This window comes from Streptomyces sp. V4I23 (assembly GCF_030817975.1).
Classification (GTDB): Bacteria; Actinomycetota; Actinomycetes; order Streptomycetales; family Streptomycetaceae; genus Streptomyces.
This window is the reverse complement of sequence record NZ_JAUSZW010000004.1, coordinates 2,814,375-2,834,561: the sequence shown is the minus strand read 5'-3', so window position 1 is coordinate 2,834,561 and position 20,187 is coordinate 2,814,375. Positions and strand designations below refer to the sequence as shown.

At 72.2% G+C, this 20,187-nt stretch carries 18 protein-coding genes; 14 read left to right on the top strand and 4 right to left on the bottom strand.

Annotated elements, in window-relative coordinates; genetic code table 11:
• Nucleotides 1–10: 10 nt before the first annotated feature.
• Nucleotides 11–931, top strand: a complete 921-nt coding sequence (locus tag QFZ82_RS14850; RefSeq protein WP_307713630.1) for an SRPBCC family protein — start codon at nucleotides 11–13, stop codon at nucleotides 929–931.
• A gap of 34 nt (nucleotides 932–965) precedes the next feature.
• Nucleotides 966–2,195 (top strand): nucleotide disphospho-sugar-binding domain-containing protein, encoded by a 1,230-nt coding sequence (locus QFZ82_RS14845; protein WP_307713629.1) that lies wholly within the window; start codon nucleotides 966–968, stop codon nucleotides 2,193–2,195.
• Here the strand turns inward: QFZ82_RS14845 and QFZ82_RS14840 are convergent.
• A complete protein-coding gene (locus tag QFZ82_RS14840; RefSeq protein ID WP_307713628.1) occupies nucleotides 2,126–2,806 on the bottom strand; it encodes a dTDP-4-dehydrorhamnose 3,5-epimerase family protein in 681 nt (226 codons plus the stop codon). The genes QFZ82_RS14845 and QFZ82_RS14840 overlap by 70 nt on opposite strands.
• Nucleotides 2,807–3,042: 236 nt before the next feature.
• Between QFZ82_RS14840 and rfbH the strand changes: the two genes are divergently transcribed.
• From rfbH to QFZ82_RS14800, 8 genes are all read left to right on the top strand, one after another.
• Nucleotides 3,043–4,347 (top strand): lipopolysaccharide biosynthesis protein RfbH, encoded by a 1,305-nt coding sequence (gene rfbH / locus QFZ82_RS14835; protein WP_307713627.1) that lies wholly within the window; start codon nucleotides 3,043–3,045, stop codon nucleotides 4,345–4,347.
• Between the two features lie 85 nt (nucleotides 4,348–4,432).
• Nucleotides 4,433–5,194, top strand: a complete 762-nt coding sequence (locus tag QFZ82_RS14830; protein ID WP_307713626.1) for an SDR family NAD(P)-dependent oxidoreductase — start codon at nucleotides 4,433–4,435, stop codon at nucleotides 5,192–5,194.
• A 108-nt stretch (nucleotides 5,195–5,302) separates the two neighbouring features.
• On the top strand, nucleotides 5,303–6,706 hold the full coding sequence (locus QFZ82_RS14825; RefSeq protein ID WP_307713625.1) for an NDP-hexose 2,3-dehydratase family protein: 1,404 nt from the start codon (nucleotides 5,303–5,305) through the stop codon (nucleotides 6,704–6,706).
• Nucleotides 6,699–7,781, top strand: a complete 1,083-nt coding sequence (locus QFZ82_RS14820) for a Gfo/Idh/MocA family protein (protein ID WP_307713624.1) — start codon at nucleotides 6,699–6,701, stop codon at nucleotides 7,779–7,781. The genes QFZ82_RS14825 and QFZ82_RS14820 overlap by 8 nt, the downstream gene beginning before the upstream one ends.
• The gene (locus QFZ82_RS14815) at nucleotides 7,778–9,439 is read left to right on the top strand and encodes an acyl-CoA carboxylase subunit beta (RefSeq protein ID WP_307713623.1); all 1,662 of its coding nucleotides are present in this window, start codon (nucleotides 7,778–7,780) and stop codon (nucleotides 9,437–9,439) included. The genes QFZ82_RS14820 and QFZ82_RS14815 overlap by 4 nt, the downstream gene beginning before the upstream one ends.
• The gene (locus tag QFZ82_RS14810) at nucleotides 9,436–9,657 is read left to right on the top strand and encodes an acyl-CoA carboxylase epsilon subunit (protein WP_307713622.1); all 222 of its coding nucleotides are present in this window, start codon (nucleotides 9,436–9,438) and stop codon (nucleotides 9,655–9,657) included. Before QFZ82_RS14815 ends, QFZ82_RS14810 begins: the two co-directional genes overlap by 4 nt.
• 13 nt (nucleotides 9,658–9,670) lie before the next feature.
• Entirely contained in the window at nucleotides 9,671–10,672 is a 1,002-nt protein-coding gene (locus tag QFZ82_RS14805; RefSeq protein ID WP_307713621.1) for a thiamine pyrophosphate-dependent dehydrogenase E1 component subunit alpha, read from the top strand.
• A gap of 4 nt (nucleotides 10,673–10,676) precedes the next feature.
• Entirely contained in the window at nucleotides 10,677–11,711 is a 1,035-nt protein-coding gene (locus QFZ82_RS14800) for an alpha-ketoacid dehydrogenase subunit beta (protein ID WP_307713620.1), read from the top strand.
• A 163-nt stretch (nucleotides 11,712–11,874) separates the two neighbouring features.
• Here QFZ82_RS14800 and QFZ82_RS14795 read toward each other — a convergent pair whose 3' ends face one another.
• The gene (locus tag QFZ82_RS14795; protein WP_307713619.1) at nucleotides 11,875–13,086 is read right to left on the bottom strand and encodes a cytochrome P450; all 1,212 of its coding nucleotides are present in this window, start codon (nucleotides 13,084–13,086) and stop codon (nucleotides 11,875–11,877) included.
• A 54-nt stretch (nucleotides 13,087–13,140) separates the two neighbouring features.
• Nucleotides 13,141–13,386 carry a ferredoxin gene (locus tag QFZ82_RS14790; protein ID WP_307713618.1) on the bottom strand — a complete coding sequence of 82 codons (246 nt, stop codon included), beginning with the start codon at nucleotides 13,384–13,386 and terminating at the stop codon, nucleotides 13,141–13,143.
• A 1,112-nt stretch (nucleotides 13,387–14,498) separates the two neighbouring features.
• On the opposite strand from QFZ82_RS14790, the gene QFZ82_RS14785 reads away from it, so the two are divergent.
• Complete coding sequence (locus QFZ82_RS14785; protein WP_307713617.1) at nucleotides 14,499–15,662, top strand: thiolase family protein; 1,164 nt, start codon at nucleotides 14,499–14,501, stop codon at nucleotides 15,660–15,662.
• A 153-nt stretch (nucleotides 15,663–15,815) separates the two neighbouring features.
• On the opposite strand, the gene QFZ82_RS14780 is transcribed toward QFZ82_RS14785, so the two are convergent.
• Nucleotides 15,816–16,910: a threonine synthase gene (locus QFZ82_RS14780; protein WP_307713616.1), complete on the bottom strand. Its 1,095-nt coding sequence runs from the start codon at nucleotides 16,908–16,910 to the stop codon at nucleotides 15,816–15,818.
• A gap of 223 nt (nucleotides 16,911–17,133) precedes the next feature.
• Between QFZ82_RS14780 and QFZ82_RS14775 the strand changes: the two genes are divergently transcribed.
• The 3 genes from QFZ82_RS14775 to QFZ82_RS14765 all read left to right on the top strand — a co-directional run bounded on the left by QFZ82_RS14775 (nucleotide 17,134) and on the right by QFZ82_RS14765 (nucleotide 20,057).
• A complete protein-coding gene (locus tag QFZ82_RS14775; protein ID WP_307713615.1) occupies nucleotides 17,134–18,708 on the top strand; it encodes a S8 family peptidase in 1,575 nt (524 codons plus the stop codon).
• 80 nt (nucleotides 18,709–18,788) lie between these two features.
• Complete coding sequence (locus QFZ82_RS14770) at nucleotides 18,789–19,160, top strand: septum formation family protein (RefSeq protein ID WP_307713614.1); 372 nt, start codon at nucleotides 18,789–18,791, stop codon at nucleotides 19,158–19,160.
• A gap of 144 nt (nucleotides 19,161–19,304) precedes the next feature.
• Entirely contained in the window at nucleotides 19,305–20,057 is a 753-nt protein-coding gene (locus QFZ82_RS14765; RefSeq protein WP_307713613.1) for a GntR family transcriptional regulator, read from the top strand.
• Nucleotides 20,058–20,187 lie beyond the last annotated feature (130 nt).

Below are 20,187 nucleotides of genomic sequence, written 5' to 3'. Positions count from 1 at the left end.
ACCGGAGACCATGACCGAGACCACGACCGAGGCCGCGCGGCGGACGGGCCCCGCGGCGGAGGAGATCCACCGCACCACCGCCGGGATCACCATCGACGCGCCCGCCGAGCTGGTCTACCGCACGCTCACCGACGTGGCCGACTGGCCGCTGCTGTACCCGTGGATCGTGCACACCGAGATCGTCGAGCAGCGCGGCATCGATGACCTGTCCAAGTTCTGGGCGGTGCGCCCGGGACCCGAGGGCGGGCTGCGGATCTGGCAGTCCCGGCGCAGCCTGCACGACGACACGCTGTGCATGGTCTTCGAGCAGCAGGGCACTGTCGGCGCCATCCGCAGGCTCGGCGGCGCGTGGCGGTTCACCGCCCTGGAGGGCGGCGGCTGCCGCGTCGAGTCGCACCACTGGTTCACCACCGATCAGGACCCGGCGGTCGTCGCCGAGGAACTGGACCGGCATGGCGCCCTGCAGATGCGTACGCTCAAGGCCGCCGTCGAGGGCCGCGAGCAGGACGGGCCACTGGTGCTGCGCGCCGAGCGCAGCGCGCTGCTGCCCGGCACCGTCGAGGACGTCTACGGGCGCCTGTCCGCCGGCCTCGGTCAGGACGGATCAGCCGAGGAGACCGCCGTGTTCGGCACCGCCGTCGAGGAGTACCCCGACGGCTCCACGGGCAGCGGCCGCACCGTGCACATCGGCCGGGCCCCGCACACCATCGTCCTCAAGCACCTCGACCCGCCCCGCGAGTTCGCGCTGTACCGGCGCTCGTGGCGGCTCGCCCAGGAGACGGACGGCGTACGCGTCACCGCCCAGCGGCTCGCCGTCGCCCGCCCCGAAGCGCTCGACCCCGCAGGCGAGCGCCGCGGCGAGCTGCTGGCGTGGCTGGGCGGGCGCGCGGCGCAGGACCTGCCCGATGGCGCCGACCACCTCGTGGGGTGAGCCGCGCGCCACTTCGACTCCCTGAAGGAGCACCGTGCGCATTCTCTTCACCACCTGGTCCGCGTCCGCGCACCTCTTCCCGATGGTGCCGCTCGCCTGGGCCTGCCGGGCCGCGGGGCACGAGGTGCTCGTCGCCGTACCGTCCGACTGCGCTCTGGCGGTCGGCGCCGCCGGGCTGACCGCGGTGCCCGTCGGCGCCTCCTCGCCGCCTGCCGAGCCGCCCGCGATGGGCGGCCCCAAGGACCGCGCCGTGCTCCGCGGCTGGCCCCCCGACTGGCCGCTGCGGCTCGGCGAACTGGACGAGGGGCGGCGGCGGATGCTGGGGTCCCTGGTGGACCGGCAGGTACGGATCGCGGGCGACATGCTGCCCGGCTTGCTGGACTTCGCCCCTATCTGGCGCCCCGATCTGATCGTCGCCGACGGCTCCACCTACGCGGGCACGGTCGTGTCCCAGCTGCTGGGAGTGCCGCTGGCCGCCCACCTGTGGGGCGGTGCCGCCGTTCTCAGGCTGGAGCACAGCGGCCCGGGCGGCGGTCCGTTGCCCGGCTACCGCGAGCTGTTCGAGCGCTACGGCGCGGACCCCGCGCACGCACCCCTCGGCTGGCTCGACCCCTGCCCGCCGATGCTCTGGCTTCCCACACCCGAACGCCGGTTGCCGGTGCGGCACGTCCCGTACAGCGGCCCCGGCGAGCTGCCCGTCGGACTGCTCGGGACCCCCGCGCGGCCGCGGCTGTGCGTCACCTGGGAGGCCGGCGCACGCCCGTCCGACGCGTCTGCGGGCGGGCCCGATCCGCTGCTCGCCGCGGCCGGGCTGCTGGCCGCCGGCGGCCTGGACGTGGTGCTGACCCTCGGCCCGGCCCAGCGAGCCGCGCTCTCCCGATTCCCCGAGGGCGTACGGGCGGTGGACGCCTCCGCGCTGCATCTGCTGCTGCCCACCTGCGCGGCGATCGCGCACCAGGGCAGCGGCGGGACGGCCATGACCGCGGCGGCCGCCGGAGTGCCGCAGCTCGTGGTGTCACCGCGCCCCGAGCAGATGCTCACCGGCGAGCGGCTGCGTGCCGTGGGCGCGGGGCGTCACCTGCCCGGCGGTGATCTGGCGGACGACGAGAAGGCCGCGGCCCGGGTGCGGGACGCGGCCCTCGAACTGCTGACCAGGCCCGTGCGGGCCGCGGCGGAGGCTCTGCGGGACGGGGTTCAGGCCCTGCCCTCTCCGGCCCGCGTGGTCGCCGAGCTCACCGAGCTCGCCGCCGCCGCACGCGCGTAGCGCGCCGCGCGCCGCCGGTCCGCGTAGTGGGCCAGGCACTGGTCGTACGTGGCGAGCAGCCCCAGATCGGCGGCGCGGGCCAGCGTGGGGGCCGCGGCGTCCTTCTCCGACAGCAGCGGCTCCCCGGTCAGCCCCAGATGCCAGGGCAGGTCGAGCTCCGTGTCGAAGGGGCAGATGTCGACCTGGGTGCCGGGCACGTACTCGGTGGAGCACAGGTAGCTCACACACGCGTCCTCCGTCAGTGCCACAAACCCATGGGCCAGCCCCTCGGCCACGTACATGCCGCCGCCGTCCCGCGCGTCGAGGACCGCCGTGGTGTACGCGCCGAAGGCGGGCGAGCCCAGGCGTACGTCGGCGACGAAGTCGCGTACCGCGCCGCGCACACAGGTGACGTATTTCGCCTGCCCCGGCGGCAGCAGCACCGAGTGCAGACCGCGCACCGTATCGCGCCTGGACGAGGAGTAGTTGATTTGCTGGGGAATGAGGACATGCCCGGTCGCGCGCGCCAACTCCTCGTGGCGGAACGACTCGTGGAAGCTGCCGCGGGCGTCGGTGAGCACGCGCGGAACGATCCGGTAGGCGTCGGGCACGGCCGTGTCGTGGATGTCCATCGGCGCGCACGCTAGGCGCCCGCGCTCGAACGGCGCTCGTGCGGCCGGCCGGGACGACCCGGTACCGCAAGGGCCAGCCCTGGACGGCCACGGTGACGGGGGCGCGCGGCCGGTCCATTCGCCGTCCGTCCCGTGTCGAGCCGGGTTCGAGGCGGGGGGTGCAGCATCGAAGCGTACTGACCAGTGCTCACAACAGGTGCGGGGATGCGCCGAGGCCGATAGTGGAGGAGGCAGGGATGCGCGGCGACAAGGCGCTCATTCTCGATCAGGTCCGCAAGTACCACGAGGACCTCAAGGACGACCGGCCCTTCGAGCCGGGGGTGACGGAGATCTGGCCGTCCGGGGCGACGCTGGACGCGGAGGACCGGGCCGCGCTGGTGGAGGCCGCCCTCGACCTGCGCATCGCGTCCGGGCCCAGCTCCCGCACCTTCGAATCGCGCTTCGCCAAGACCCTCGAACGCCGCAAGGCCCACCTGACGAACTCCGGCTCCTCCGCCAACCTCCTCGCCCTGACCGCCCTCACCTCCCACACCCTGGGCGACCGGCGCCTCAAGCCCGGCGACGAGGTCATCACCGTCGCGGCCGGCTTCCCCACCACCGTCAACCCCATCGTCCAGAACGGGCTCGTCCCCGTCTTCATCGACGTGGAACTCGGCACCTACAACACCACCGCCGACCGTGTCGCCCAGGCCATCGGCCCCAGGACCCGCGCCGTCATGATCGCCCACGCCCTCGGCAACCCCTTCGAGGCCGCCGAGATCGCCCAACTCGCCCGCGAACACGACCTCTACTTCGTCGAGGACAACTGCGACGCGGTCGGCACCACCTACAACGGTCAGATCACCGGCACCTTCGGCGATGTGACCACCGTCAGCTTCTACCCCGCCCACCACCTCACCATGGGCGAGGGCGGCTGCGTGCTGACCTCCGACCTCAGGCTCGCCCGGATCGTGGAATCCCTGCGCGACTGGGGTCGCGACTGCTGGTGCGAACCCGGCAGGAACAACACCTGCTTCAAACGGTTCGACTACCAAATGGGTGCCCTCCCCCACGGGTACGACCACAAGTACATCTTCTCCCACATCGGTTACAACCTGAAGGCCACCGACCTCCAGGCCGCCCTCGGGCTGACACAGCTGGCCCGCCTGGAGGAATTCACCGCCGCCCGCAAGCGCAACTGGCGCCGGCTGCGCGAGGGCCTCGACGGCCTGCCCCACCTCCTGCTCCCCGAGCCCACCCCGGGCAGCGACCCCAGCTGGTTCGGCTTCGTCCTCACCGTCCAGCCCGACGCCCCCTTCACCCGCGCCGAACTCGTCGCCCACCTCGAGGACCGCAAGATCGGCACCCGCCGCCTCTTCGCCGGCAACCTCACCCGCCAGCCCGCCTATGTCAACCAGCCCCACCGCGTCGTCGGCGACCTCACGAACAGCGACATCATCACCGAACACACCTTCTGGATCGGCGTCTACCCGGCCCTCACCGACGAAATGCTCGACTACGTCACCGGCACGATCAAGGAATTCGTGGCGGCCCGCGGATGACCCGGCCCGCCCGCCGCCCCCACCCCTCGCATCGCGCACCCCACGCGAAGCACGGGAAACACGAGATGGACGCAAAGGATCGGACATGGACCTCGGCCTGAACGGACGCACCGTGCTGGTCACGGGAGCCACCAGCGGAATCGGCCGGGCGGTGGCCCGCGCCTTCTCCCAGGAAGGTGCCAAAGTCGCAGTCTCGTACCGCAACGACCGTGCGGCGGCTGAGGAGTTGGCGCGTGAGCTGGGCGCCGACGAGGACCGGGCCTTCCCGGTCGCATACGCCCTGGACGACCCCGCCTCGCCCAAGCGCGTGGTGGGCGCCGTCGAGGAGCGCTGGGGATCGCTGGACGTCCTGGTGGCCAACGCGGTGCGCTGGGGGGTGCGCAGGCAACCCGGCACCCCCTTCGAGGGCGTGCCGGAGGAGGACTGGCTGCCGGTGGTGGACGGCAACCTCGCCCCCGTGATCCGCACGGTCCAGCACGCGGTGCCGGGCATGCGCAGGCGCGGCTGGGGCCGGATCGCGCTGATCTCCTCGCACAACGCGCTGGGCGGCAACCGCGGCCAGGAGTTTTACGGGGCCGCCAAGGCCGGGCTGCACGGCCTGGCCCGAAGCCTGATGTGGGACCTCGGCGGCGACGGGCTGCTGGTCAACGTCGTATGCCCGGGGCTGACCGTGACCGAGCGAATGCTCAAGGGACTGCCGGAACAGGTACGGGTCCGGGAGATCGGCGCGACGCCCACCGGACGGCTGAGCGACCCCGAGGACGTGGCCGGGGCCGTGCTGTTCCTGTGCTCGGCGGCCAACGGCAACATCACCGGCGAGTCGCTGACCGTGGCAGGCGGCCGCTGAGCACGGACACACCCGCCCGCATGTCCACGCCCGCCGCCACGGCCGGCCCTCTTCTGCGCGTCCCGCCCGTACCCCGTCCGTCCGTACGACTTCGAGGAGTCACCCGTTATGTCACCCAAGCTCGCGGTGCCCACCGTGCTGCGGCCGCGGCACGACGTGGTCCCGGCCACCCGGATCGCCCGGTCGGCGGCCGCCGTACAGGGCGCGCACCTGGACCTCGGGCAGTTGCACCACTGGTTCGCGGGGCGCCGCGCGGCCCACCCCTTCCGGGTCGGCACCATCCCGTTCGCCGAACTGGAGGGCTGGTACACCGAGGAGGGCACGGGGAACCTCGTGCACCGCAGCGGGCGCTTCTTCAGCGTCGAAGGGCTGCGGGTGACCGTGGACGGCGGCCCCGGCGGCTGGCATCAGCCCATCATCCGGCAGCCGGAAATCGGCATCCTCGGGATCCTCGTCAAGGAGTTCGGCGGGGTGCTGCACTGCCTGATGCAGGCCAAGATGGAGCCGGGCAACCCCAACCTGCTCCAGCTTTCGCCCACCGTCCAGGCCACCCGCTCCAACTACACCAAGGTGCACGGCGGTTCGGACGTGAAGTACCTCGCGTACTTCACCCGGCCGGGGCATGGTCGAGTACTGGCCGATGTGCTCCAGTCCGAGCACGGCTCCTGGTTCCACCGCAAGCACAACCGCAACATGATCGTGGAGACCACGGACGACGTGCCGCTGGACGACGACTTCTGCTGGCTCACCTTCGGGCAGATCGCGCAGCTGCTGCGGCTGGACCACGTGGTGAACATGGACGCCCGTACGGTCCTTTCGTGCGCGCCCATGACGGACGCCGAGGCCGGGACCGCCGCGCTGCACACCGACACCGAACTCGCCTGCTGGCTCACCGAGATGCGCTCCCGGCACGATGTGCGCACCGACTGGGTGCCGCTCGCGGGGCTGCCGGACTGGGAGCGCGACGCGGACACCGTCCACCATGTGCACGGCCGCTACTTCGACGTGGTCGCCGCGTCCGTACAGGCCGGCAGCCGCGAGGTCGCCCACTGGACCCAGCCGCTGATCCGCCCGCGCGGGCAGGGCGTGGTGGCCATGCTGACCCGCCGGATCAACGGCGTGCCGCATCTGCTCGCGCACGCCAGGATGGAGGCCGGGCTGCGGGAGGCCGTCGAGCTGTCGCCCACCGTGATGTACACGCCGGACAACTACGCGGGCCTGTTCGGCGCCGACCGGCCGCCGTTCCTGGACCTGGCGCTGCACACCGACGCCTCTCGTGTCCGGTACGAGGCGCTGCACTCCGAGGAGGGCGGGCGCTTCCTCGACGCCGTCAGCCGCTACATGCTGATCGACGCCGACGAGGGAGAGGCACCGCTGGACGAACCGCCCGGCTACCGCTGGGTGACACCGGGGCAGCTGTCGCGGCTCATCCAGCAGGGACACTGCGTCAACGTCCAGGCCCGTACCCTGGCCGCCTGCCTGGCCGCGGCGGAGCTCGGCGACCATGGCTGAGGCCGCCCGCGCCACCTCCCCACGTCCCCTGCGCATAGGGGTACTGGGGTGTGCGGACATCGCCCGGCGGCGGATGCTGCCCGCCTTCGCGACCGCCGACGGCATCGAGGTCGCCGCCGTCGCCGGTCGTGACGCGGCGCGGGCCGCCGAACTCGCGGGCCGTCACGGCGCGCGCCCCGTCACCGGCTATGCGCACCTGCTCGGCCTTGACGACGTGGACGCGGTGTACGTGCCGCTGCCCGCCGCGCTGCATGCCACCTGGGTGGAAGCTGCGCTGCTGGCCGGCAAGCACGTCCTCGCCGAGAAACCGCTGACCTGCGAGCCGGATCGCACCCGCGAGCTGCTGGCGCTGGCGGGGGAGCGGTCGCTCGCCCTGATGGAGAACGTCATGTTCGTCCACCACCCCCAGCATGAGGCCGTACGCGAACTGGTCGCCGACGGCGCGATCGGTGAACTGCATGCCTTCAGCGCCGCGTTCGCCGTGCCCCGGCTGCCCGCCGACGACATCCGGCACGCGCCCGAACTCGGCGGCGGCGCGCTGCTCGACATCGGCGTCTACCCGGTCAGGGCCGCCGCCCACTTCCTCGGCGAGCGGCTGCACACCGTCGCCGCGACCCTGCACGCCGGCCCCGACAGCGCCGTGGAGACCGCGGGCGCCGCCCTGCTGCGCGACGAGCACGGGGTCAGCGCCCAGCTGACCTTCGGCATGGACCACTCCTACCGTTCGGCCTACGAACTGTGGGGCAGCGAGGGGCGGATCACCCTGGACTGTGCCTTCACCCCGCCGCCCGACCACCGCCCGGTGATCCGCCTGGAGCGGCGCGGAACCACCGAGGAGATCGAGCTGCCGCCCGCGGACCAGGCCGCCCTGACCGTACGGGCCTTCGCGACCGCCTGCCGGGCCGCAAACGACCCGGACGCCGGCCCGGCCGGTCTCCCCGACGCGCGCGCCTGTCTGCAACAGGCAGACCTCCTGGACGCGGTGCGCCGCTCGGCATCGCCGCAGCGGCCCGGCACGGCTCCGAAGGCCGCCGTCGACGACCCCACACCGTATGCAGCGGAAGGACGCAGATGACCATTGTCGAGGACTCCCCTGTGGCACAGCTGCCGGCGGAGGTGACCGGGCAACCGTCCGCCCCGGCCCCCGCCGCCCCGCCCTATCCCACCGGCGACAAGCCGGTCAGGGCCACCGCGGACCGCGTCGCGGACCTGGTGGAACTCCAGGAGAAGGTGCGGCGCGGTCCCGACCCCAAGGCCACCGAGGCCCAGCACACCAAGGGCAAGCTGACCGCCCGCGAGCGCATCGATCTCCTCTTCGACGAGGGCACCTTCACCGAGGTGGAGGGGCTGCGCAGGCACCGGGCAACCGGCTTCGGCATGGAGGCCAAGCGGCCGCACTCCGACGGCGTGATCACCGGTTGGGGCCTGGTCGACGGCCGCGAGGTCTTCGTCTACGCCCATGACTTCCGGATCTTCGGCGGGGCGCTCGGCGAGGCCCACGCCACCAAGATCCACAAGATTATGGACATGGCCGCGGCGGCCGGGGCGCCCGTCGTCGGCCTGTGCGACGGCGCCGGCGCCCGCATCCAGGAGGGCGTCACCGCGCTCGCCGGATACGGCGGCATCTTCCAGCGCAACGTCCGCAACTCCGGGGTGATCCCGCAGATCAGCGTGATCATGGGCCCGTGTGCGGGCGGCGCGGCCTACTCGCCGGCGCTCACCGACTTCGTGTTCATGGTGCGCGAGACCTCGCAGATGTTCATCACCGGACCCGACGTGGTCCAAGCGGTCACCGGCGAGCGGATCACCCAGAACGAGCTGGGCGGCGCTGATGTGCACACCGGCGTCTCCGGAGTCGCCCAGTTCGCGTACGACAACGAGGAGGAGTGCCTCCAGGAGGTGCGCTACCTGCTGTCGTTGCTGCCCGCCAACAACCGTGAACTGCCGCCCCGCACGGGCGTGGACGACCCCGAGGACCGGCGCACTGACTCCCTGGTGGACCTGGTCCCCGCCGAGCGGGGCCGCTCCTACGACATGCGCCGGGTCATCGAGGAGATCGCCGACGACGGCGAGTACTTCCAGGTGCACGAGCGATGGGCCGGCAACGTCGTCTGCGCGCTGGCCCGGATGGGCGGCCAGGTCGTCGGCATCGTCGCCAACCAGCCGAGCGACCTCGCGGGCGTGCTCGACATCTCCTCGTCCGAGAAGGCCGCGCGCTTCGTGCAGTTCTGCGACGCGTTCAACATTCCGCTGGTCACCCTCGTCGACGTGCCGGGCTTCCTGCCGGGCGTCGACCAGGAGCACGGCGGCGTCATCCGGCACGGCGCAAAGCTGCTGTACGCGTACTGCAACGCCACCGTGCCCCGGATCTCCGTCGTGCTGCGCAAGGCGTACGGCGGCGCGTACATCGTCATGGACTCCCAGTCCATCGGCGCCGACGTGACGCTGGCCTGGCCCACCAACGAGATCGCCGTCATGGGCGCCGAGGGCGCGGCCAACGTCATCTTCCGCCGCGAGATCGCCGCGTCCGACGACCCCGAGGGCACCCGCGCCCGGCTGATCGAGGAGTACCAGGACAAGCTGATGCACCCCTACTACGCGGCCGAGCAGGGGCTCGTCGACGATGTCATCCACCCGGGCGAGACCCGTATCAAGCTCATCGCCGCGCTGAAGATGCTGCGTGCCAAGTACACCGCGCTGCCCAGCCGCAAGCACGGGAACCAGCCCCAGTGACCGGCCACGACCCCCAGGCGCTGCGCGTCCTGCGCGGCGACCCGACACCCGAGGAAGTCGCCGTCCTCACCCTCGCCCTGCTCACGCTGGCCCGCCGGGCCGCGGCACCCGCCGGCGAGCCGATCGCCGCCGGCCCGCGCTGGCCGCGCGGCGCCGAGCCCGCACCGGCCGCCGGGCGCTGGGCGGGCGGCGCCCGGCCCGGCTGGTGCTCCCCCTGAAAGGAAGAGACCGATGACGATCCTGGACCGGCTGCGGCTGGTACGCGACATGGTGCGCATCCGCTGTGTCGAGGAGACGCTCGCGGACCTGTACCGCGACGAACAGCTGATGCGCACCCCCACACACTTCTCCATCGGCCAGGAAGCCACCTCGGTCGGCGTGTGCGCGGCGAGCCGGCGCACCGATGTCGTCTACAGCGCCCACCGCTCGCACGCGCCCTACCTCGCCAAGGGCGGCGACCTGCCCGCCCTGGTCGCCGAGCTGTACGGCAAGGAGACCGGCTGCGCGGGCGGGCGCGGCGGCTCGGTGCACCTGGTGGACCACGCCGCGGGCTTCGGCGGATCGGCGGCGATCCTCGGCGAGATGATCCCGGTCGCGGTCGGCGCGGCCTGGGCGTTCGCGATGGAGGGCACGCCGCGGGTGGCGCTCACCTTCTTCGGGGACGGCGCCTCCGAGGAGGGCGCCTTCCACGAGTCGTTGAACTTCGCCGCGCTGCATCGCCTGCCGGTGGTCTTCGTGTGTGAGAACAACCAGTACTCCATCGCCTCGCCGCTCTCCGCCCGCCAGCCCCCGGGCACCAGCATCTGGCGGCGGGCACTCGGCTACGGCATGCGGGCGAGCCGGATCGACGGCAACGACGTCTTCGCCGTCCACGATGCCGCCCGTACGGCCGTCGAGTCCGCCCGCGCGCGGCACGGCCCCCATCTGCTGGAGCTGGACACCTACCGCTGGCGCGAGCACGTCGGCCCCAACTGGGACGAGGACGGCGCCTACCGCACCCACGCCGAGGTCGCGTCCTGGATCGAGCGCTGCCCGATCCACTCCGCCGCCGAGGCGCTGCGCGGCGAGGACCCCACCATCGACGACCGTATCGACACATGGCGGGCCGAGTTCACCGACGAGGTCGGCCGGGCCGTGGACTTCGCCCGCGCCGGCGCCTTCCCCGACGTGACGGACCTGCTCCTGGGCGCCTGTGAGCCGCAGCCGATCGCCGCGCCCGCCGGGAGGAACTGAACCGATGCGCAAACTCACCTACTGGCAGGCCATCAGCGAAGCCACCGTGCAGTGCATGGCCGACGACCCGGCCGTCTTCGTCGCGGGCGAGGGCGTCGACGACGACAAGGGGATCCACGGCACGACCCGCGCGGCCTTCGAACGCTTCGGCCCCACCCGCGTCATCGACGTGCCCAACTCCGAGAACGCCACCGCCGGCATGGCAGTCGGGGCCGCGGCCATGGGCCGCCGTCCCCTGATCGTGCACTCCCGCGCGGACTTCATGTTCCTCGCCATGGACGCGCTGGTGAACCTCGCGGCCAAGTGGCGCTACATGTACGGCAACCGGGGCGGCGTCCCTGTGGTCACCCGCGCCGTCGTGGGCCGCGGCTGGGGCCAGGGCGCCACCCACTCCCAGAGCCCGCAGTCCGTCTTCGGGCACTTCCCCGGACTGCACGTCGCGATGCCCGCGTCCCCCGCCGACGCCAAGGGCCTGCTCGTACAGGCACTGCGCGCACAGACTCCCACCGTGCTGCTGGAGAACCGAGGCCTGTACGGCATGGAGGGCGAGGTGCCCGAGGAGCCCGTGGCCGTCCCCTTCGGGCGCGGGCGGATCGCCAGGCCCGGCACGGACGTGACCGTGGTCGCCGCCTCGCTGATGGTGCACGAGGCCGAGCGCGCCGCCGGACTGCTGGCCGAGCAGGGCATCAGCGTCGAGGTCGTCGACATCCGCAGTATCCGCCCGCTGGACGAGGAGCTGATCTGCGCCTCGGTCGCGCGTACGGGCCGGCTGGTGGTCGCGGACACGAGCTGGGCACGGTACGGCCTCGCCGCCGAGGTCGCGGCGGTCGTCGCGGAGCACGCGTTCGACTCGCTGCGCAGGCCGGTGCGGCGGGTCACCCTGCCGGACTGCCCGGCACCGGTGTCGCACCCGCTGGAGGAGGCGTTCCACCCCAACGCCGACCGGATCGCGGCGGCCTGCCTGGAGATGGTCGACGGCGCCCCGTCCCGGGTACGCAAGCTGGCGGACGTCACGGCGGGATTCATCGGCCCGTACTGATCCCGTCGCGTGCCCGTACGCCGGCCGGGCCCAGCCCTTCACGAGGGGGCTGGGCCCGGTCTTCGTGCATGTCCCGGCGCGGGCTCCGGCGGGGCGGTCGTAGGGCACGGGGCCGGCGGATCCGATCCGCCGGCCCCGTGCCCTACCACCCGGTGCTGCCGGTTCACCAGGTCACGGGCAGCGACCGCACGCCGTAGACCGCCTTGTCCGTGCGGTACTCCAACTCCTCGTACGGCACCGCCAGGCGCAGGTCCGGCAGCCGGCGCAGCAGCGTGCCCAGCGCGATCTGCAGCTCGGCGCGGGCCAGCGGCTGGCCGATGCACTGGTGGACGCCGAAGCCGAAGGCCAGGTGGCGGCGTGCGTCGCGGGTGATGTCCAGCTCGTCGCCGTCCGGGAACGTCAGCTCGTCCCGGTTGCCGGCGGACAACATGCACAGCACACCCTCACCCGCCCTGATCAGCGTGCCGTCGATCTCCACGTCCTCCAGAGCGGCGCGCGGCAGCCCGAAGTGCACGACGGACAGATAGCGCAGCAGCTCCTCGACCGCGCTCTTGATCAGCTCCGGCTCGGCCCGCAGCCGGGCCAGCTGGGCGGGGTTGCGCAGAAGCGCCAGCGCGCCGAAGGAGATCATGTTGGCGGTGGTCTCGTGGCCCGCCACGAGCAGCACCATGCCCATGGCCGCGCACTCGACCTCGTTCAGCTCGCCGCGCGCCACCAGTCGGCTGAGCAGGCTGTCGTCCGGCTCGCGGCGCTTGCGCTCGGCCAGTTCGGCCAGATACCCGTTCAGCGTGCCCATCGCCGCTTTGATCTGCTCCGGCGGGGTGCTCAGGTCCACCAGCATGCTGGTGTGGCTCTCGAAGAACTCGTGGTCGGTGTAAGGGATGCCGAGCAGCAGGCAGATCACGCTGGAGGGCACCGGCAGTGCGAAGTCGCGCACCAGGTCCGCGGAGTCGCCCTTGGTGATCATGCGGTCCAGGAGTTCGTCGACGATCTTCTGGATCTGCGGGCGCTGGGCCTCGGCGCGCTTGACGATGAAATCGCCGGTGAGCATCCGGCGCAGCCGGGCGTGCTCGGGGTCGTCCAGCCGCAGGAAGCTGGGCTGCGCCTTGGTGAGCAGCTGGCGGCGGCCGGGGGAGAGGAAGGGGAAGCCCGGCACCCGGGCATCGGCGCTGAACCGCTTGTCCTGCAGGACCGTACGCATCTGCTGATGGCCCGTCACCAGCCAGCACGGCTCACCGTCCCACAGGCTCACCTTCGTCAGCGGGGCGGCACGGTGCGCTTCGGTGTAGGCGGGCGGCGGGGAGAAGGGGCAGGCGCCCCGAGGGGCCGGCAGAGTCAGTTCCTGGTCGGCGACGGCGGAGTGGGCGGGAGTCATGCGACGGGCTCCTTGCACGGACGAGGTGAGACGAAGGGGGCCGGGGCGGGACGGTCAGGCACCGACGGCACCGGTGCCGTCGGCGTCCCCGGGCACGGTGCCGTGGCCTTCGTGCACGGTGATGGCACCGGCCGGGCACAGGGCGGCGGCCAGCTCCAGGTCGGCGCGGGCGGCCTGCCGGGCACGACCCGGGCGCAGCAGGGCCAGGCCGTCGTCCTCGCTCTGGTCGAAGACGTCGGGGGCTGCCATGACGCACTGGCCGGAGCCGCAGCACCGGTCCTGGTCGATGCTCACCTGCATGTCAGGCACCTCCGGTGGGATGGGGGTTGGTTGTCAATGCGGCGGACTGCATGGAACCCGGTGCCGCTCGTGCGCCGATGGAGCGCGGCAGGCTCACTCCAAGTGCTGTGCTGTGACCGGAAGTTCAAAAAGGCGCCAGTCCAGCATCCCGTGGTTCAGCCGGAGAGTCCGCCGGCCGTGGTCTGTCAGCAGGCGCACCGCGTCCTGGGCGAGCACGCAGAATTCACCCGGCCGCTGCGCCCGTTTTGCTGTTCTGCGCGTACGCGCTGCGTCCGGACGAGAGCATCCCGGCCCGCGGCTGCTCGGCCGCGTCCCCACGATCCCGACCATGCGTCGCGCGCCCGGCACACGTTGGGAGCAACCAGCCGTGTTCGTCCCCGAGTTCCAGGGCGGCGGCATGGTGATCAACAACGTTGTCGCGTCCCTCAGCGTTTCGGAGTTCGACCGTGGCCCTCGCGCCCCCGCGTACGACGCGGAGGTCGCCCGCGCGGAGAGTGACCGCAACCGGCACTGGCGCGCCCGGGCCGCGAGCGGCTGCCGCGCGAACGGCTGCGGGATGCCGCAAGCACGCCGAGGCGCTCGGCTTCGCCGGAGTGGGAGCCGGAGCGTGGCTGACGGCGGGAGCCGCTCGGTGCCGGTGCGGTCGGGAGAGGGACCGCGGGGGTCAGGGCGAATCCCGGGGTGAAGCCCCCGGCCGGTCGAGGCGGAAGGGGGACCCGGTGCCGCGGGCGTCCAGCCGTACGCCCGCATGAGGCGGATCGGGACTGCCACCTCGGCAGGCAGTAAGGGAGCCGCGGGGCGGCCCGTCCGGTTGGCCGGGCGGCCGGCCGGTCCGTCGCGGCCATCAGGCAGCGGCGACCAGCACAGGCCCTGGGCGTAGATCGGGCGGTCGCACGCGCCGGCGGTCGTCGACGCCCTCGGCGGTGAGCCGCCGCGAACCTTCGGCACCCGTGCCGTTCCGCGAACGCAGCCGACGCCGGTCCCGGGGCGGGAAGCGAGCGAGTTGTGACCGGGCCCACGTGATGCGCTTCCGCGAGTGGGTTGTGAATTCCAACCGACCCCGGAATAGTCTCTGTCATGGACGGTTCGGAATTCCAACTCAGGAGGTTGTCGTGCGGGACGCGGTGATCGTCGAGGCGGTGCGTACGCCCGTCGGCAGGGGGAAGCCAGGAGGTGCGCTGCACGAGGAGCGGCCCGTCGATCTGCTCGCGCGCACCCTCGTCGCGCTCGTCGAGCGGGCCGGGATCGACCCGGGGCTCGTCGACGACGTCATCGGCGGGTGCGTGACACAGGTGGGGGACCAGTCGTACAACATCACGCGCAACGCCGTGCTCGCCGCCGGGTTCCCCGAGAGCGTGCCGGGCATGACCGTCGACCGGCAGTGCGGTTCCTCGCAGCAGGCCGCGCACATCGCCGCGCAGGGCGTCATCAGCGGGGCGTACGACATCGCCATCGCCTGCGGCGTCGAGTCGATGTCCCGGGTCCCGATGGGGTCCGCCGTGCTGCCGGGCAGCGATCCGTTCGGGCTGCGGCTCGCGGAGCGCTACCCGGGCGGGCTCGTCGGACAGGGCGTCAGCGCCGAACTCATCGCTGCCCGCTGGAAGATCTCCCGCGAGGAACAGGACGCGTACGCCCTGGAGTCGCATCGCCGTGCCGCCGAGGCCTGGGAGCGGGGGGAGTTCGACCGGGAGGTGGCCTGGACCGGGCAGCGGGACGAGAGCGTACGGCCCACGACGTCGGCCGAGGCGCTGGCGGGGCTCGGGTCCGCGTACCACGACGCCGCCGTCGCCGAGCGCTTCCCGGAGATCGGATGGCAGGTCACGGCGGGCAACAGCTCACCGATCAACGATGGAGCCGCGGCCGTGCTCGTCATGGGCGCGGACGTGGCGGAGCGGCTGGGGCTGCGGCCGCGTGCCCGCTTCCACTCCTTCGCCGTCGCAGGCGACGATCCGCTGCTGATGCTCACGGCGATCGTCCCGGCGACGGAGAAGGTGCTCGCGCGGGTCGGGCTGTCGATCGGGGACATCGATCTGTTCGAGGTCAACGAGGCGTTCGCGTCGGTGGTGCTCGCCTGGCTGCGCGAGACGGGTGCGGACCACGCGAAGGTGAACGTGCGCGGGGGCGCGATCGCCATGGGGCACCCGCTGGGCGCCAGCGGGGCCCGCATCATGACGACGATGCTGCACGCCATGGAGGACCGGGGCGCCCGCTTCGGCCTCCAGACGATGTGCGAGGCGGGGGGTATGGCCAACGCGACGGTGCTCGAACGCATCTGATGCGGCGTGGGCATGGCGGGCCCACCGGGGGCTTCCCTCGGTGGGCCTGCGCCTTTGATGGGCCGCGCCTCCGTCGCGCCGGCGGGGCTGCCGTGCGGCCCCCGCCGTACGCCTCGGTCGCGCCGCCGCCGGGGCTTCACACGTACCCAGGCCTCAGTCGTCGCCGACGAACCCCGTCTTCAGGCCCGCGCCGCACAGGGGGACCACCGCCGTGCGGTCGGTCCACGAACCGGCCGCCGCCCAGCACGCCACGCCCGTCGACTCCACGAACAGGCCCCGTGCCGCCAGGTCCTTCTGCGCCGCGCGGATCTCGGGCTCCGTCACCGTCAGGAACTCGCCGCCCGACTCCCGTACGGCCCGCAGGATCTGACGGGCGCGCGGCGGGCGGGAGATCGCGATGCCCTCCGCGAGCGTGGGCGTCGCACGGGCCGGAGCGAGCAGGTCCTCCGCGCCCGCGCGGAACGCCGCCGCCAGCGGGGAGACCGCCTCCGCCTGCACGGCGACCAGCGCGGGGCGGGCGTCGATCAGCCCGTGGGCGAGCAGTTCGTCGAGCGCGAGCGCGGCGCCGAGCAGCAGGGTGCCGTTGCCGACGGGCACGACGACCGCCTCGGGGAGCCGGCCGCCCAAGTCCTCCCAGAGCTCGTAGACATAGGTCTTGGTGCCGTGCAGGAAGTACGGGTTGTAGACGTGGCTCGCGTAGAAGACACCGGGTTCGCCGGCCGCGGCCCGCGCGGCGGACGCCGTGGCCTCGCGGTCGCCGCGGACCACCTCCAGGCGGGCGCCGTGCGCCCGGATCTGCTCGGTCTTCTTCGCGGACGTGCCCTCGGGGACGTACACGGTGCACCGCAGGCCCGCCCGCGCGCAGTACGCGGCGACGGACGTGCCCGCGTTCCCGCTGCTGTCGGCGATCACCCGGCGCGGCCCCAGCCGGCGGGCCAGCTCCGCCAGCATGACCGCGCCCCGGTCCTTGAAGGACAGCGTCGGCATGACGAAGTCGAGCTTCGCCGACACGTTCGCCGTGAGGGGAACGAGCGGGGTGCGGCCCTCGCCGAGGGTGGCCGCGGGCGCGGACAGCGGAAGCGCCTCTTCGTAACGCCACAGCGAATTCACGCGGCCCGCCAGCGCGGAACGGGGAACGGCCGAGGCGTGGAAGTCCAGGTCGAGGGGGCTCCGGCAGTCCGGGCAGCACCAGATGTCAGAATCGACCGGCCAATAACTCGTGCAATCGGGACAGCGGTAGGACGTCATGGGCCGCCAGCATGGCAGCCGTGTGGTGCCTGATGGCGGCTGTGTGGCGGTTGCGTTTCACTGCCGCCCGTCCTCTTGTGCGATTCCTATGGATCCGTCAATCTTTCGCTCGGCGGACGGACAAGGGGGGTAGTCGCATTGAGACCGAATCGTTGGCATGCCCCTGTCGTCCTTCTGTCATGACCCCCACAGCAACGCACCACCTATGAGGAGGACCCCTCACATGTCTGTGATGCGTGACTCGCGGCGAAGACTCGCCGCGGCCAGCGCCATAGCCGTCGCCGCGCTCTCGCTCGGCACGGTCTCCGCCCTTCCGGCCGTCGCGGCCGCCGCTGCGCCGGAAGGCGTCATCGAGAACGCCGGTGCCCCCGGCGCCATCAAGGGCAGCTACATCGTCACGCTCGACGAGTCCGAGGCAGACGCGGGCTCGAAGGCGGGCAAGGCTCTCGCGGCCGAGTACGGCGCGAAGATCAAGCGGACGTACGACGCCGCGCTCAACGGCTACTCCGTGCAGCTCACCGAGGCGCAGGCCAAGAAGTTCGCGGCGGACCCGGCCGTCGAGTCCGTCGTGCAGAACCGCGTCTTCAAGATCTCCGGCACGCAGCCGAGCCCGCCGTCCTGGGGCCTCGACCGGGTCGACCAGAGGGCGCTCCCGCTCAACCAGAGCTACACCTACCCCGACACCGCGGGTGAGGGTGTGACGGCGTACGTCATCGACACCGGCGTGCGCATCTCCCACAGCGACTTCGGCGGCCGCGCGTCCTACGGCTACGACGCCATCGACAACGACAACACGGCACAGGACGGCCACGGTCACGGCACGCACGTCGCCGGCACCGTCGCCGGGTCCTCCCACGGTGTGGCCAAGAAGGCCAAGATCGTCGGCGTCCGCGTGCTCGACAACTCCGGCTCGGGTACGACCGAGCAGGTCGTCGCCGGCATCGACTGGGTGACGCAGAACGCCGTCAAGCCGGCCGTCGCCAACATGAGCCTCGGCGGCGGCGTCGACACCGCCCTCGACACGGCCGTGCGCAACTCCATCGCCTCCGGCATCACCTACGCGGTCGCGGCGGGCAACGACGGGTCCAACGCCTCCAACTACTCGCCCGCGCGGGTCACCGAGGCCATCACCGTCGGCTCCACCACCAGCTCCGACGCCCGTTCCAGCTTCTCCAACTACGGCAGCGTGCTGGACATCTTCGCCCCGGGCTCGTCGATCAAGTCGGCCTGGAACACCAGCGACACGGCGACGAGCACCATCTCCGGCACCTCGATGGCGACGCCGCACGTCGCGGGTGCGGCCGCGCTGTACCTGGCCGCCAACAGGACCGCGACCCCGGCCCAGGTCTCCTCGGCCCTGACCACCGCCGCCACCTCCGGCGTGGTGGGCAACCCGGGCACCGGCTCGCCCAACCGCCTGCTGTACGTCGGCGGCGGCAGCACCACCCCGCCCGGACCGAAGTTCGAGAACACCGGCGACTACGCGATCAACGACAACGCCACCGTCGAGTCGCCGATCACCGTCAGCGGTGTCACGGGCAACGCGCCCTCGAACCTCGCCGTCTCGGTCGACATCAAGCACACCTACATCGGTGACCTGAAGATCGACCTCGTCGCCCCCGACGGCTCGCTCTACAACCTGAAGGCCTACGGGTCCGGCGGCAGTGCGGACAACGTGATCACCACCTACACGGTGAACGCGTCGTCCGAGCCGGCCAACGGCACCTGGAAGCTGCGGGTGAGCGACAACGCGCGCTACGACACGGGCAGGATCGACGCCTGGGCGCTGCAGTTCTGAGCTCAGCCCTCGCAGGGACCTGACAAACGGGAGGGGCGGCCGTTCGCGGCCGCCCCTTTCTCCGTGTCAGATTGTCCCGGATGTCGACATCCCCGGCCCCGAGGTCGAGGAGGAGCTCAAGACCGCGAGCGTCCGGACCGTCGACTGCGACGGCGCACGACGCCGAGGTCACCGGCGTCTTCACCCTGGACGGAGCGGACGGCTACCCCGGCTCGGAGGAGGCCGACGCGGAGGTCCAGGAACGCTGCCAGGCGATCAACGACGCGTACGTCGACCCCGCCGCGGTCCCGTCGAACGCCGAGCTGTACTACGACGTCCCCACCGAGGACAGTTGGCGGATCGGTGACCGCACGGTGACCTGCGCCTACGCGGCGACCGAGGGCAAGCTGACGGGCAGCCTGCAAGGCCGCGCGGCCGCCGACGAGCCGGAGGGCGACGGGGCCGGCGTCTGAGCGCGTTCGAGACCCGGACGTACCGGCGGTAAACCGCTGCCGACCGGCAAATCATCACATCGAGTGAAACCTTGGCCCACACTTGCGGTCAACGACCCACGGTTGCCAGTCTGTTGCTGTCTGTCAACCTGTTGGGAGTGGCCAGTGACATTCGGTGAGCAGCCCGCCTACTTGCGCGTTGCGAGCGATCTGCGGGAGAAGATCGTGAACGGCTCGCTGCCGCCGCACACCAGGCTTCCCTCGCAGGCGCGCATCCGCGAGGAGTACGGAGTCTCGGACACCGTCGCCCTCGAGGCCCGCAAGGTGCTCATGGCGGAGGGGCTCGTCGAGGGCCGTTCCGGCTCCGGGACGTACGTGCGCGAGCGACCCGTTCCGCGGCGGGTGGCCCGTTCCGGGTTCCGGCCGCCGTCGGGCGCGAGTCCGTTCCGCCAGGAGCAGGCGGAGGGCGGGACCCGGGGCACCTGGGAGTCCAGCAGCGAGCAGGAGGGCGCGAGCCCGGAGATCGCCGCCCGGCTCGGCATCCAGCGCGGCGACCGGGTCATGCGCACCCGCTATCTGTACCGGGACGCGGGTGAGGCCATGATGATCTCCACCTCCTGGGAGCCCCTGGAGATCACGGGCCGGACGCCGGTGATGCTCCCCGAGGAAGGACCGCTCGGCGGATGCGGTGTGGTCGAGCGCATGGCCGCCATCGACGTCGTCGTGGACAACGTGGTGGAGGAGGTCGGCGCGCGGCCCGGCCTCGCGGAGGAGCTGCTCGCGCTCGGCGGTGTGCCGGGCCATGTGGTGATGGTAATCGAGCGGACGTACTACGCGTCGGGGCGTGCGGTCGAGACGGCGGACGTGGTCGTGCCGGCAGACCGCTACCGGGTCGCGTACCACCTTCCCGTGAAGTGAGGGCGTCGGCCCAGGGTCTGTGACGACGCGTTCATCGCGGCCCGGCTCCCGTAACACCGGGGCAACGGTCAGCTGCAACAGATTGTCATGTCCCGCTCCTACCTTCCGTCGTACGTGCCACCCGCACGGG